Here is a 14,551-nt window from a genome sequence, read left to right on the forward strand (position 1 = left end):
TAGATCAAGTCGATCAGACAGTGTATATAGTTTCAAATGGTCAACTACTTATAAAGCTTCAGAGTTATCGTCAGAGATTGCTATAGGCGCTCGTGCTGCCTGCCAGTATTGTTCCCCATAATCAATCCAAAGAATTTCATGAGCGAGTATCGGTTTTATCGCGATGATAAACACCATCCACTGCCCTTGCTGATTCCTGTGCCTCAGGAATGAAACATTGTAATTTCTCAAAAACTGCTGGCAGCACCACACGGAAGATGACGTGAAGCCTCCTCAATCAGGTTACTCAATCTCGGAAATAACCCATCGCCCATTAGTCGGCTTTTCAGATAATCCCAAAAAGAGAGACCATACAGGCGACACGTTTTTTTCAGGCTGGCAAAGGTGTCGCGACATTGCCGCCCCAAATCGCTTCGCGTCCCACTACTGATCTTTCGTCGTTTAACATATTCTCGTATCTGACTCTCGCTCAGGTTGTTGTGCAGCGGTAAGCTCGGGTCATCCAGAACCAGTAATAGCTCTTCCTTGATTACAGCCAACCCTGACAGAGCATCCTGAAGAAGCCCACTGCACGTTTGGGTTTGGATCAGCGCCTGGAACCCCTGTCGTACTTTTATTGCCTTTTTTTCAGTTGGCTCTGTCTTGAAGTCTTTAAGGTCATCGTAAATGGCCCAGAACCATGTCCGAAGCCATTTCTGAGCCATGGCCTGCTGATCATTGACCGGATGAACTTTTGCCAGCCCTCGCTCTGCATGTATCCAGCACTGGCTGTGTTTGAAAACGTCGAACTGCCTTGCCCCATCACTGAAGGTGGTAAGATGTCCTGCTCCATGCTGTATCAGGCTGCCATAAATCATGGCTTCACTGGCCTGCTGGCGCCGTCTACCAGTTAGTCTCAGGTCTTTCATACATTCTTCCCAGGCTTCATGGCTCAGGAAGGTGACGCCTCTGTATGGATTAAGAACGCGTAGCCACTTTTTGGGGTAATCCAGTTTTTCCAGATAGATCAAGGCATCGTCGGTGAACGTGTAAGTTGACCATGGGCGGTGCAGTAGGCTTACGAAATTTTCCCGGCTTTTGCTGTCTGTGCTCTCGAACCAGGCAAAGGACTCGTTATTGATGATGGTGCAGTAACCGTTCTTCCCCTTATGCCTTGTTCCCGTGTCGTCTGTCTGGATATAACTTGAACAGCGAATACCTGTAGTCAACAGCTCATCTTTCTCAGCATGGAACTGCTCGTGTCCTTTCGTCAGAAGCTGGCTGAGTTCCCCGCTGGAAATAGAGATTCCAATGTCCCATAGCCAGTCCAGCAGTTCTGGCTGGGTAACGGAGCAACCATGATACTGGTGCAGAACGTAGGCCTGCAGCATTGGCCCGTAATGATGTCCATGAAGGCTGGCTGGCGGTTTGGCCGTAATGGTTTGTCCATCGGGTGTCACCCATTGCTCTAAAAGATATTCAATACTGGATGTTTGTATTGTCAGTTCCTGAACATGAAAAGGGGTGGTTCCATTCCTGATTGATCCCTCCGGAACATCAGTGGCAGCAATGGGTATGGATTTTTCCGCCGATGGCTTTCGGGGCTGTTTACGCTGCTTTCTGGTTTTCTCGTTGGGCTTCTTAACCTTCTGCTTTGACGAGGTGTCTGGGCTGGCTCCATCGTTACCCTCAGGAGCGGATGGATCTCCATCAGGGCTGCCGGTGTCATCATCGGGAGGTTTGGTGTTTGGTTTGATGTCAGGCTTTGCGGGCAGTTTTTTTAGACGACGAATCTCTGCTTCAAGCAATTCTATCTGCTCTTTGAGCTGAATGATCTGCTCTTGCTGCTGAGTGATGAATCTCAGTAGATCTTCAGGTTGTAACTGCTGGTGTTCTAGAAAAGCCATGGTGAGAGGATAGACGACTGACCGAAATTATCCTGCTTCCAGCACTTTTTGAGAAATTACGAAACATTTTGTTCCGGGGAATTTTTTTCCTTATCAGAGTAAGTACTAAAAGCATTGATCAATGACGTTATATTCCCCTGTCTGTACGCTGAGATGAAAACACCATGAGCAGGAGCGAAGCTATAGCTGTCAATATTGGCCAATGCAGCACCCATAACACGAGCTCCCTGCTGGTATGTGTTGTCATGGTATTGCTTACCTGCATAATGACCCAGCAGCTCCCATTGTAAAATATCCCTGCTGGCCACAACCTCTTCCTGGCCTTTTAACTCACTAAAGATCGATCCATCGTGTTTTTGCACGGACATTCGCTCTTGTAAATACTGCTCTCTTTGCTTGTCATCCAGATCTTGATACCTGGCTATGGACTCATGAATGCTTTTTCTGATCGTTCTATCGTTTGGGATGTCGCTCTGACTGAAGAAGGTTGTTTGTCTTTGCCTGCTGTCACCGACTTCCCTCTTGACGGACGGTTCTGCCACCCATAATGGAGCCAGGTCATTAATGCGATGAGGTAACGAGATGACATCAGTTGCCTCTTCTTTTATAACAATTATCGCATCGTCCTGAGTGTTTTCGGACCTCCGCTTCAGGATGGCTTTAACTTTCGCCTTTTCCGGTAAGCCTTTGCCATGACACACGGAGGATATGCTGGTAATCAGTGCCCGGTTAAGCGGCTTGCCCTTGACAGCCTCATCAATGCCCTGCCATCCCTCTTTCAGGCAGCCCAGCTTCAGAAAGGCTTCCACTTTTGCCTTTTCCGGTAAGCCTTTGCCATTACACATGGAAGAAATGTGACTAACCAGTCTCCGGTCAATCGGATGGTCCTTGACGGCCTCATCAATGCCCTGCCATCCGTCTTTCAGGCAGCCCAGCTTAAGGAAGGCTTCCACTTTCGCCTTTTCCGGTAAGCCTTTGCCATTACACATGGAGGAAATGCTGGTGACCAGTGACCGGTCAAGCGGCTGGTCCCTGACTGCCTCATCAACGCCCTGCCATCCCCGTTTCAGGCAGCCCAGCTTCAGGAAGGCTTCCACTTTCGCCTTTTCCGGTAAGCCTTTGCTATGCCACATGGAGGAAATGTGGGCAACCAAAGCCCGGTCGAGGGGCTGGTTCCTAACGGCCTCACTTAGGGTAGACATTAAGCTCAAAAAAGGTTCGTTTCCGGCGGCAGAACCCACCTTGAACAGCCACAATAAAGCTTCGAAACCATTATCAATGGCTGAACAAGATGAGTACTGCAAATAGTAGATTAGTTGAAAAAAACTGTTGACCTGTTTCGACCGGTCAGAACTCCTAAGTATGGCGGAACAGCTTGGTTTTACTATACGACAGCGAGATATCCGTCCTTTGGATTTTATCCTCTCACTGATCGATGCCCTCGCTGGTGATGGAAACTGCGATACCCAGGCGGATCTACACCGTAAATTTAACGAGTTGACGGGGCTGAATGTCTCTTATCGTTCTTGGGCAAATCAAGCTAAAAAGGACGCGCTGCCTACTCTTATCCTGTGGCTATGGGTGCAGTGTCTGGAAATATTTTCCCGCAAAGTCATGGCGTTTGATGAAGACAGTCCATTTTCAGAGTTTGAGCACATTCTGATTCAGGACGGTTCGTCACAAGCTGTCTATGATGCCCTGAAAGAAGCATTTCCCGGCAGGTTCTCAACGGTCAGTCCTGCTGCCGTCGAGCTTCATACGACAATGGATCTTCTCACCAACAACCTGGTGCGGGTGCAGCTGACTGAAGATACCCGTTCAGAAAGAGACTGTCTGCCACCACTGCCAACATCCATGGCCTATATCCTGATGCTAATGGATGCCGGTTATTTTGAGCTGGAACTCTTTGCCGCTATTGATGACAGGGAGGGTTCTTTTATCTGCAAGGCACCTCAGAGTATCAACCCGACGATACTCAGCGCGGTACGGGAGGATGGCAAGAATCTCAATCGCTACAAAGGACAAAAACTGAAGGATGTACTGTCTGGCTTCCCCAAAGACCAGTGCCTCGACCTGGATGTAGAATGGCCGGGATTCAAAGCCTGGCCATTCCGCTTGGTTGTCCGCTGGAATGACAAAAAACAGAAGTGGGTTTTCGTTGTGACCAACCTGAACCGGGTGGAGTTCACCTTGAGTGATGTGCTCCAGGCCTATCGTCTACGGTGGCAGATAGAGCTGATTTTCAAAGAGATCAAATCCTATTCAGGGTGGCATCGTTTTAACACCAAATCAGCGACACTGGTGTTTAGCCTGATTCTGATGTCCTTTGTGGTTGTGACGTTGAAAAGGTACCTTGCCCATGCTGCACAGGCGAACCTCTGTGAAAGTGGGAGCATTGAGGAAATCTCGACGCACAAGGTGATGAAAAGTGGGACTCACCTGTTTGGTAATGTGATTTCATCGTTGATGAATGCAGGAAAGTCATTGGTCTCATGCATTAAAAAGCTACTGGACTTCTGGGGAAATAATGCGAAACGAGAACACCCTGCACGGGATGGTTGTTCAGGGCGTACAAGATTAGGCTTCTGTGCAGTGGGTGGAGCTTAATGTCTACCTTAAGAACGGCCTCATCAATGCCCTGCCATTCCTCTTTCAAACAACCCAACTTCAGAAAGGCTTCAATTTTCGCCTTTTCCGGTAAGCCTTTGCCATGACACATGGAGGATATATGGGTGACCAGTACCCGGTCGAGCGGCTGGTCCCTAACGGCCTCATCAATGCCCTGCCACCCCTCTCTTAAGCAGCACAGCTTCAGGAAGGTTTCCACTTTCGCCTTTTCCGGTAAGCCTTTGCCGTTACACATGGAAGAAATGTGAGTGACCAGCGCCCGGTCGAGCGGCTGGTCCTTAACGGCCTCATCAATGCCCTGCCATCCCTCTTTCAGGCAGACAAGCCTCAGAAAAGCTTCCACTTTCGCCCTTTCCGGTAAGCCTTTGCCATTACACATGGAGGAAATGTGAGTGACCAGCGCCCAGTCGAGCGGCTGGTCCTTAACGGCCTCATCAATACCCTGCCATCCCTCTTTCAGGCAACCCAGCTTCAGGAAGGCTTCCACTTTCGCCTTTTCTGGTAAGCCTCTACCAGCAGACATAGAGGAAATATGAGTGACCAGTACCCGGTTGAGCGGCTTGTCCTTAACGGCCTCATCAATCCCCTGCCATCCCTCTTTCAGGCAGCCCAGCTTCAGGAAAGCCTCCACTTTCGCATTTTCCGGTAAGCCTTTGCCATGACACATGGAGGAAATGTGAGTAACCAGTGCCCGGTCGAGCGGCTGGTCCTTAACGGCCTCATCCATACCCTGCCATCCCTCTTTCAGGCAGCCCAGCTTCAGGAAGGCTTCCACGTCCGCCTTTTCTGGTAAGCCTCTACCATTACACATGGAGGAAATGTGAGTGACCAGTGCCCGGTCGAGCGGCTGGTCCTTAACGGCCTCATCAATACCCTGCCATCCCTCTTTCAGGCAGCCCAGCTTCAGAAAAGCTTCCACTTTCGCCTTTTCCGGTAAGCCTTTGCCATTACACATGGAGGAAATCTGCTTTAAAAACGGGCTGGCAGCAATGGCTGCTACATCCCCATCGTCCATGTGCGTTAACAGGGTTACACTGTTCTTGCCATGTAGCATGCTGGTTAAACAGCCAGAGTTGTTCATTGTTGTGCTCACAGCTGAAAAAAACACATTGGCTTTTTGAAAATACCCCGAACACGTTTGATGTTCGGTAACCATATTGAATCGCTCAAGTTTTGAAAAGAGAGTCGGTAGGGGTGGGTTGCCTCTATTCATGGATAGCTGAATACCCCTTTGCTCAAGCGTTTTCAGTAGTGTGCTGACGTTGGAAAGTACGGTTTTGACGCCCGGGTGACTCCGGTATGGCAGGATTTGATGTTGATGAGTGACGCTAAACTTTGCGATGATTTCTCGGTAATCCGGGTCAATGTCCATCGGCTGTGGGTGAACAATAACCGCAGGGCGCAAGGCACTTCATGGCCCATCATTGGTAACGTTGAGTCCCGCCCAGTTGATGCTGATGTGACATTTTTTCCGGTATCCACACGTTGCCGACACCTGCGTTTTTTTGCAGGCTGTTTCGATTGGCAAACCCCGAGCCTGACAGCCTCTTGAGCTGGCCTGTTTTTATCAACGGGTTGAATCCTGTGTCCCGAGAAATAGCGCTTTCTGTTGTTGCCGCTAGGTAATGGTTCAGCAGCAACGGTAGTAGTGGAAGTGGTGGCAACAGAGTGGTTTGATACGGGTGTTGACATAGGAGGTACAATTATTTTTATTTGATCGGTCAGTTTATGCCTTCATAGCACGTTGATAATGACCAGATAAACCCGAGATAGTTCAACTAACTTCATGGGCATGGTCAACTACTTATAAAGCTTCAGAGTTATCGTCAGAGATTGCTATAGGCGCTCGTGCTGCCTGCCAGTATTGTTCCCCATAATCAATCCACAGGCTTTCATTCGCGGGTATGGGTTTTATCGCGATAATAAACACCATCCACTGACCTTGCTGATTCCTGTGCCTCAGGAACGAAACATTTTGTTCCGGGGAATTTTTTTCCTTATCAGAGTAAGTACTAAAAGCATTGATCAACGACGTTATATTTCCCTGTCTGTACCCTGAGATGAAAACACCATGGGCAGGAGCGAAGCTATAGCTATCAATATTGGCCAATGCAGCACCCATGACACGTGCTCCCTGTTGGTATGTGTTGTCATGGTATTGCTTACCTGCATAATGACCCAGCAGCTCCCATTGCGAAATATCCCTGCTGGCGACAACTTCTTCCTGACCTTTTAACTCACTGAAGATCGATCCATCGTGTTTTTGAACGAACATTCGCTCTTGTAAATACTGCTCTCTTTGCTCGTTATCCAGAGCTTGATACTTTGCTATGGACTCATGAATGCTTTTTCTGATCGACCTGTCATTTGGTATGTCGATCTGACTAAAGAAGGTTGCTTGTCTTTGCCTGCTGTCACCAACTTCCCTTTTGACGGACGGTTCTGCCACCCATAATGGCGCCTGGTCATTAATACGATGAGGTAATGAGATTAAATCAGTTGCCTCTTCTTTTATAACAATTTAGGACTTACGCATTGACAACAGGCTCTAAAATTTGATAATGCCAAAAAACAGATGTCTTCAGGGATGAAAGTGAGAACTACCACTCGACCGACCACTGCACGATGCACTCTTGCAAAATACATTGGCTTTTTGATTAGTGAGCCAAAATCATCAACATGCACAAGACTGGCCGAGGTTACCGACTTTTCTCACGATAGCGCAAACCGCTTTCTTAAGCGTGAAAACTATCAGCCCAAAGATATGTACGATGAAGCAGTCAAAAGTTTAAACCCTATTGGCGGCACCCTGAGCGTTGATGACAGCGTGCTCGACAAACCTTATAGCTACTCCGTGGCACTGGTTGGCCACTTTTGGTCGGGTAAACATCACCGAGTGGTTAAGGGAGTTAACCTCATCACCCTTTATTACACCGACGTATCCGGGCGCCATATGCCGGTGAATTACAGGATATACGACAAATCGGAAGACAAGACAAAAAACGACTACTTCCGTGAAATGTTGATTGAAGTGCTGGTATGGGGGCTGAAGCCAGCGTTCGTTACCGGTGACTCCTGGTACAGCTGCACGACTAACCTGAAGACGATTAAAAACCATCAGACTGGGTTTATGTTTGCCGTTGAGAAAAACAGGACAGTATCACTGGAAAAAGGTAAATGGCAGCAGGTTCAACACCTCGACATCCCCGACAATGGTCTGGATGTATGGCTCAAAGACTTCGGTAAGATCCGGTTGTTCAGGACGATGCTAAAAGACCAGCGTCGCCACTACGTGGTTTACTTGCCAGAGGAAGTCCCTTTTGAACGCAATGACTTCAAGCAGATCCATGACCAGCACTGGCAGATCGAACAGTTTCACAGGGCGATCAAGCAGGTTTGCCATATTGAGCACTTTCAGGTTCGCAGCGAACGACCCGTCAGAAACCATATATTTGCTGCAATTTTAGCTTTTGTTTATCTCCAGAAAATGCAGATAGAGCAGGAGTTTACGAATATTTATCAGCACCAACGGGGGCTGTTTAAAGAGACAATAGGCGCTTTCATTGAGAGTTTTGCAAAGGGGAAGGATCACCTCCTACCAAAATTTATCGGTGTCATCAATGCGTAAGTCCTACAATTATCTCATCGTCTTGAGTGATTTCGGACCGCTGCTTCAGGATGGCTTTAACTTTTGCCTTTTCCGGGAAGCCTTTGCCATTAAACATGGAGGATATGCAGGTGATCAGTGTCCGGTTAAGCGGCTGGTCCTGAACGGCCTTGTCATCGCCCTGCCATCCCTCTTTCAGGCAGCCCAGCTTCAGAAAGGCTTCCACTTTCGCCTTTTCCGGCAAGCCTTTGCCATTACACATGGAGGATATGCTGGTGATCAGTGCCCGGTTAAGCGGCTGGTCCTGAACGGCCTTGTCATCGCCCAGCCATCCCTCTTTCAGGCAGTCCAGCTTCAGGAAGGCTTCCACTTTCGCCTTTTCCGGCAAGCCTCTGCCATTACACAAGGAGGATATGCTGGTGACCAGTCCCCGATCAATCGGCTTATCCTTAACGGATCCATCAATGCCCTGCCATCCCTCTTTCAAGCAGTCCAGCTTCAGAAAGGCTTCTAATGTCGTCTTTTCCGGTGGGCCTTTGCCATGACACATGGAAGAAATGTGGGTGACCAGTGCCCAATCAAGCGGCTTGTCCTTAACGGCCTCATCAATGCCCTGCCATCCCTCTTTCAGGCAGTCCAGCTTCAGGAAGACTTCCAATTTCGTCTTTCCCGGTAAACCTTTACCATTAAACATGGAGGAAATGCGGGTAACCAGTGCCCGGTTGAGCGGCTGGTCCTTAGCGGCCTTACCAATCCCCTGCCACCCCTTTTTCAGGCAATCCAGTTTCAGGAAGGCTTCCACTTTCGCCTTTTCCGGTAAGCCTTTGCTATTGCACATGGAGGAAATGTGAGTGATCAGCACCCGATCGAGTGATTTATCCTTAACGGCCTCATCAATACCCTGCCATCCCGCTTTCAGACAGCACAGCTTCAGGAAAGCTTCCACTTTCGCCTTTTCCGGTAAGCCTTTGGCATGGCACATGGAGGAAATGTTGGTGACCAGTGTCCGGTCGAGTGGCATCCCCTTAACGGCCTCATCAATACCCTGCCATCCCGCTTTCAGGCAGCTCAGCTTCAGAAAAGCTTCCACTTTTGCCTTGTCCGGCAAGCCTTTGCCGTTACACATAGAGGATATGTTGGTGACCAGCGCCCGATCAAGCGGCTGGTACTCAACGGCCCCATCGATGCCCTGCCATCCCTCTTTCAGGCACCCCAGCTTCAGGAAGGCTTCCACTTTCACCTTTTCCGGTAAGCCTTTGCCATTACACATGGAGGAAATGTTGGTGACCAGTGCCTGGTCGATCGGCATCTCCTTAACGGCCTCATCAACGCCCTGCCATCCCTTTTTCAGGCAGCCCAGCTTGAGAAAAGCTTCCACTTTCGCCTTTTCTGGTAAGCCTTTGAAATGACACATAGAGGAAATATGGCTGACCAGTGACCGGTTAAGCGGCTTGTCCTTAACGGCCTCGTCAATGCCTTGCCATTCCTCTTTTAAGCAACTCAACTTCAAAAAGGCTTCAATTTTCGCCTTTTCCGGTAAGCCTTTGCCAGAAGACATGGAGGAAATGTGAGTGACCAGAGCCCGGTCGAGCGGCTGGTCCTTAACAGCCTCATCAATGCCCTGCCATCCCTTTTTCAGGCAGCCTAGCGTCAGGAAGGCTTCTACTTTTGCCTTTTCCGGAAAGCCTTTGCCAGAAGACATGGAGGAAATGTGGGTGACCAGAGCCCGGTCGAGCGGCTTTTCCTTAACGGCCTCATCAATGCCCTGCCATCCCTCTTTCAGGCAGCCCAGCGTCAGGAAAGCTTCTATTTTTGCCTTTTCCGGTAAGCCTTTGCAAGAATACATGGAGGAAATGTTGTTGAGCAGGGCCCTGTCAAGGGGTTTGCCCTTAACGGCCCCATCATTGCCATGCCATCCCTCTTTCAGGCACCCCAGCGTCAGGAAGGCTTCCACTGTTGCCTTTTCCGGTAAGCCTTTGCCATGACACATAGAGGAAATGTTAGCGACCAGTGACCGGTCGAGTGGCTGCTCCTTAACGGCCCCATCGACACCCTGCCATCCCGCTTTCAGGCAGCCCAGCGTCAGGAAGGCTTCCACTCTCGCCTTTTCCGGTAAGCCTTTGCCATTACACATGGAGGAAATCTGCTTTAAAAACGGGCTGGCAGCAATAAATGCTACCTCCCCATCTTCCATGGCAGTAAACAGGGTTACCTTGTCCTTGTTATTCACCATGCTGGTTAAACTGCCAGTGTTGTTCACTGCTTTGCCCACTGCCGAAAAGAACACATTGGCTTTTTGAAAATACCTCGAACAAGTTTGATGTTCGATAACCATATTGAATCGCTCAAGTTTTGCAAAGAGAGTGGGTAGGGGAGGGATCCCTCTGCTCATGGATAGCTGAATACCCCTTTGCTCAAGCGTTTTCAGTAGTGTGCTGACGTTGGAAAGTACGGTTTTGACGCCCGGGTGACTCCGGTATGGCATGATTTGATGTTGATGAATAACACTAAACTTTGCGATGATTTCGCTGTAATCTGGGTGAATGTCCATCGGCTGTGGTTGAACAATAACCGCAGGGCGCGAGGCACTGACTTCATGTCCCATCATTGGTAACGTTGCGTCCCGCCCAGTTGATGCTGATGTGACATTTTTTCCGGCATCCACACGTTGCCGACACCTGCGTTTTTTTGCAGGCTGTTTCGTTTCACATAACCGGGGTCTGAATCCCTCTTGAGTTCGCCTGTTTTCCCTGCCAACGGGTTGAACCCTATGTCCCGAGAAATAGCGCTTTCTGTTGTTACCGCCCGGCAATGGTTCAGTAGCAGCAACGGTAGCAGTGGACGTGGTGACAACAGCGTGGTTTGATGCGGGTGTTGACATAGGGGATACGATTTTTTTATTTGATCGGTCAGTTTATGCCTTCATTGCACGTTGATAATGACCAGATAAACCCGAGATAGTTCAACGAACTTCATGGGCATTCAGCAAGCTGAAAATATAAGGAAACAGTAGTACATAATACAGTCCCTGCCGGTATGGATTTATAGATCAGGTCGACCTGATAGTTTATATCCTTTCAACGGGTCAACTACTCAAAAGCTTCAGAGTTATCGTCAGAGATTGCTATAGGCGCTCGTGCTGCCTGCCAGTATTGCTCCCCATAATCAATCCAAAGAATTTCATTAGCGGGTATGGGTTTTATCGCGATAATAAACACCATCCACTGCCCTTGCTGATTCCTGTGCCTCAGGAACGAAACATTTTGTTCCGGGGAATTTTTTTCCTTATCAGAGTAAGTACTAAAAGCATTGATCAACGACGTTATATTTCCCTGTCTGTACCCTGAGATGAAAACACCATGGGCAGGAGCAAAGCTATAGCTGTCAATATTGGCCAATGCAGCACCCATGACACGTGCTCCCTGTTGGTATGTGTTGTCATGGTATTGCTTACCTGCATAATGACCCAGCAGCTCCCATTGCGAAATATCCCTGCTGGCGACCACCTCTTCCTGACCTTTTAATTCACTGAAGATCGATCCATCGTGTTTTTGAACGGACATTCGCTCTTGTAAATACTGCTGTCTTTGCTCGTTATCCAGAGCTTGATACTTTGCTATAGACTCATGAATGCTTTTTCTGATCGTTCTATCGTTTGGGATGTCGCTCTGACTAAAGAAGGTTGTTTGTCTTTGCCTGCTGTCACCAACTTCCCTTTTGACGGACGGTTCTGCCACCCATAATGGCGCCTGGTCATTAATACGATGAGGTAATGAGATTAAATCAGTTGCCTCTTCTTTTATAACAATTATCTCATCGTCCTGAGTACTTTCGGATCGCTGCTTCAGGATGGCTTTAACTTTTGCCTTTTCCGGTAAGCCTTTGCCATTACACATGGAGGATATGCTGGTGATCAGTGCCCGGTTAAGCGGCTGGTCCTGAACGGCCTCGTCATCGCCCTGCCATCCCTCTTTCAGGCAGCCCAGCTTCAAAAAGGCTTCCATTTTCGCCTTTTCCGGAAAGCCTTTGCCATTACACATGGAGGATATGCTGGTAATCAGTGCCCGGTTAAGCGGCTGGTCCTGAACGGCCCGGTCATCGCCCAGCCATCCCTCTTTCAGGCAGTCCAGCTTCAGGAAGGCTTCCACTTTCGCCTTTTCCGGCAAGCCTCTGCCATTACAAAAGGAGGATATGCTGGTGACCAGTCCCCGGTCAATCGGCTTATCCTTAACGGACCCATCAATGCCCTGCCATCCCTCTTTTAAGCAGTCCAGCTTCAGGAAGGCTTCTAGTGTCGTCTTTTCCGGTAGGCCTTTGCCATGACACATGGAAGAAATGTGGGTGACCAGTGCCCAATCCAGCGGCTTATCCTTAACGGCCTCATCAATGCCCTGCCATCCCTCTTTCAGGCAGTCCAGCTTCAGGAAGGCTTCCAATTTCGTCTTTCCCGGTAAGCCTTTACCATTAAACATGGAGGAAATGCGGGTAACCAGTGCCCGGTTGAGCACCTGGCCCTTAGCGGCCTTACCAATCCCCTGCCTCCCCTTTTTCAGGCAATCCAGTTTCAGGAAGGCTTCCACTTTTGCCTTTTCCGGTAAGCCTTTGCCACAAAACATGGAGGAAATATTGGTGACCAGTGCCCGGTCGAGGGGCTTGTCCTTAACGGCCTCATCAACGCCCTGCCATCCCTGTTTCAGGCAGCCCAGCTTCAGAAAAGCTTCCACTTTTGCCTTGTCCGGTAAGCCTTTGCCATTACACATGGAAGAAATGTGAGTGACCAGCGCCCCGGTCGAGGGGCTTGTCCTCAACGGCCTCATCAATGCCCTGCCATCCCTCTTTCAGGCAGACAAGCCTCAGAAAAGCTTCCACTTTCGCCCTTTCCGGTAAGCCTTTGCCATTACACATGGAGGAAATGTTGGTGACCAGTGACCGGTCGAGTGGCTTGTCCCTAACGGACTCATCAATGCCCTGCCATCCCTTTTTCAGGCAGCCCAGCGTCAGAAAGGCTTCCACTTTCACCTTTTCCGGTAAGCCTTTGCCATTACACATGGAAGAAATGTGAGTAACCAGTCTCCGGTCAATCGGCTGGTCCTTGACGGCCTCATCCCTGCCCTGCCATCCGTCTTTCAGGCAGCCCAGCTTCAGGAAGGCTTCCACTTGCGCCTTTTCCGGTAAGCCTTTGCCATGACACATGGAGGAAATGTGGGTGACCAGTCCCTGATCAAGCGGCTGGCCCTTAACGGCTTCATCAATGCCCTGCCATCCCGCTTTCAGGCAGCCCAGCTTCAGGAAAGCTGCCACTTTCGCTGCGTCCGGTAAGCCTTTGCCATGACACATAGAGGAAATGTGGGTGACCAGTGCCCGGTCGACCGGCTGGTCCTTAACGGCCTCATCCATGCCCTGCCATCCCTCTTTCAGGCAACCCAGATTCAGGAAGGCTTCCACTTTCGCCTTTTCCGGTAAGCCTTTGCCATGGCACATGGAGGAAATGTTGATGACCAGTGTCCGGTCGAGTGGCATCCCCTTAACGGCCTCATCAATACCCTGCCATCCCTCTTTCAGACAAGCCAGCTTCAGGAAGGCGACCACTTTCGCCTTTTTCGGTATGCCTTTGCCAGAAGACATGGAGGAAATCTGTTTTAAAAACGGCTTGGCAGCAATGGATGCTACCTCCCCATCTTTCATGGCAGTAAACAGGTTTACACTGCCCTTGCTCCCCAGCATGCTGGTTAAACAGCCAGTGTTGTTAATTGTTTTACCCACCGCTGAAAAAAACACATCGGCTTTTTGAAAATACCCTGAACAAACCTGATGATCAGTAACCATATTGAATCGCTTAAGTTTTGCAAAGAGCGTAGGCAGGGGAGGGGTGTCTCTATTCATGGATAGCTGAATACCCCTTTGCTCAAGCGTTTTCAGTAGTGTACTGACGTTGGAAAGTACGGTTTTGACGCCCGGGTGACTCAGGTATGGCATGATTTGATGTTGATGAGTAATGCTAAACCTTGCGATGATTTCGCGGTAATCCGGGTCAATGTCCATCGGCTGTAGGTGAACAATAACCGCAGGGCGCGAGGCACTGACTCCATGGCCCATCATTGGTAACGTTGAATCCCGCCCAGTTGATGCTGATGTGCCATTTTTTCCGGTATCTACACGTTGCCGACACCTGCGTTTTTTTGCAGGCTGTTTCGTTTCGCAAAACCGGGGTCTGAAAGCCTCTTTAGTTGGCCCGTTTTCCCTATCAACGGGTTGAACCCTATGTCCCGAGAAATAGCGCTTTCTGTTGTTACCGTCCGGCAATGGTTCAGTTGCAGCAACGGTAGCAGTGGAAGTGGTGACAACAGAGTGGTTTGATACGGGTGTTGACATAGGAGGTACAATTATTTTTATCTGATCGGTCAGTTTATGCCTTCATAGCACGTTGATA

The 14,551-nt window shown here is 49.3% G+C and carries 10 protein-coding genes; 3 read left to right on the forward strand and 7 right to left on the reverse strand.

From position 1 onward, the window contains the following. Positions 1-227: 227 nt before the first annotated feature. The gene (locus MJO57_RS22190) at positions 228-1,886 is read right to left on the reverse strand and encodes a transposase (protein ID WP_252017470.1); all 1,659 of its coding nucleotides are present in this window, start codon (positions 1,884-1,886) and stop codon (positions 228-230) included. A 56-nt stretch (positions 1,887-1,942) separates the two neighbouring features. Next, entirely contained in the window at positions 1,943-3,088 is a 1,146-nt protein-coding gene (locus MJO57_RS22195; RefSeq protein ID WP_252018809.1) for a hypothetical protein, read from the reverse strand. Between the two features lie 127 nt (positions 3,089-3,215). On the opposite strand from MJO57_RS22195, the gene MJO57_RS22200 reads away from it, so the two are divergent. Continuing rightward, positions 3,216-4,493 carry an IS4 family transposase gene (locus MJO57_RS22200; protein ID WP_256491761.1) on the forward strand — a complete coding sequence of 426 codons (1,278 nt, stop codon included), beginning with the start codon at positions 3,216-3,218 and terminating at the stop codon, positions 4,491-4,493. Here the strand turns inward: MJO57_RS22200 and MJO57_RS22205 are convergent. Continuing rightward, positions 4,384-5,727, reverse strand: coding sequence for a hypothetical protein (locus MJO57_RS22205; RefSeq protein ID WP_252018811.1), 1,344 nt, complete (start codon positions 5,725-5,727; stop codon positions 4,384-4,386). The genes MJO57_RS22200 and MJO57_RS22205 overlap by 110 nt on opposite strands. Before the next feature lie 105 nt (positions 5,728-5,832). Here MJO57_RS22205 and MJO57_RS22210 point away from each other — a divergent pair, with 105 nt between their 5' ends. Beyond that, the gene (locus tag MJO57_RS22210; protein ID WP_252018813.1) at positions 5,833-6,066 is read left to right on the forward strand and encodes a hypothetical protein; all 234 of its coding nucleotides are present in this window, start codon (positions 5,833-5,835) and stop codon (positions 6,064-6,066) included. A gap of 252 nt (positions 6,067-6,318) precedes the next feature. On the opposite strand, the gene MJO57_RS22215 is transcribed toward MJO57_RS22210, so the two are convergent. Continuing rightward, a complete protein-coding gene (locus MJO57_RS22215) occupies positions 6,319-6,963 on the reverse strand; it encodes an SET domain-containing protein-lysine N-methyltransferase (RefSeq protein ID WP_252018814.1) in 645 nt (214 codons plus the stop codon). A gap of 144 nt (positions 6,964-7,107) precedes the next feature. On the opposite strand from MJO57_RS22215, the gene MJO57_RS22220 reads away from it, so the two are divergent. After that, positions 7,108-8,142: a transposase gene (locus MJO57_RS22220; RefSeq protein ID WP_252026884.1), complete on the forward strand. Its 1,035-nt coding sequence runs from the start codon at positions 7,108-7,110 to the stop codon at positions 8,140-8,142. Here the strand turns inward: MJO57_RS22220 and MJO57_RS22225 are convergent. From MJO57_RS22225 to MJO57_RS22235, 3 genes are all read right to left on the reverse strand, one after another. Next, positions 8,132-11,002 carry a hypothetical protein gene (locus tag MJO57_RS22225; RefSeq protein WP_252018815.1) on the reverse strand — a complete coding sequence of 957 codons (2,871 nt, stop codon included), beginning with the start codon at positions 11,000-11,002 and terminating at the stop codon, positions 8,132-8,134. The genes MJO57_RS22220 and MJO57_RS22225 overlap by 11 nt on opposite strands. A gap of 208 nt (positions 11,003-11,210) precedes the next feature. After that, positions 11,211-12,929, reverse strand: coding sequence for an SET domain-containing protein-lysine N-methyltransferase (locus tag MJO57_RS22230; protein WP_252018816.1), 1,719 nt, complete (start codon positions 12,927-12,929; stop codon positions 11,211-11,213). After that, positions 12,874-14,493: a hypothetical protein gene (locus tag MJO57_RS22235; RefSeq protein ID WP_252018817.1), complete on the reverse strand. Its 1,620-nt coding sequence runs from the start codon at positions 14,491-14,493 to the stop codon at positions 12,874-12,876. The genes MJO57_RS22230 and MJO57_RS22235 overlap by 56 nt, the downstream gene beginning before the upstream one ends. Positions 14,494-14,551: the final 58 nt, after the last annotated feature.

The organism is Endozoicomonas sp. SCSIO W0465 (assembly GCF_023716865.1).
Taxonomy (GTDB): Bacteria; Pseudomonadota; Gammaproteobacteria; order Pseudomonadales; family Endozoicomonadaceae; genus Endozoicomonas.

Excerpts from the sequence above, each read along its gene's own strand:
- MJO57_RS22190 (WP_252017470.1), bottom strand. The coding sequence starts at position 1,886 with ATGGCTTTTCTAGAACACCAGCAGTTACAACCTGAAGATCTACTGAGA.
- MJO57_RS22195 (WP_252018809.1), bottom strand. The coding sequence starts at position 3,088 with ATGTCTACCCTAAGTGAGGCCGTTAGGAACCAGCCCCTCGACCGGGCT.
- MJO57_RS22205 (WP_252018811.1), bottom strand. The coding sequence starts at position 5,727 with ATGAATAGAGGCAACCCACCCCTACCGACTCTCTTTTCAAAACTTGAG.
- MJO57_RS22210 (WP_252018813.1), top strand. The coding sequence starts at position 5,833 with ATGAGTGACGCTAAACTTTGCGATGATTTCTCGGTAATCCGGGTCAAT.
- MJO57_RS22225 (WP_252018815.1), bottom strand. The coding sequence starts at position 11,002 with ATGTCAACACCCGCATCAAACCACGCTGTTGTCACCACGTCCACTGCT.
- MJO57_RS22235 (WP_252018817.1), bottom strand. The coding sequence starts at position 14,493 with ATGTCAACACCCGTATCAAACCACTCTGTTGTCACCACTTCCACTGCT.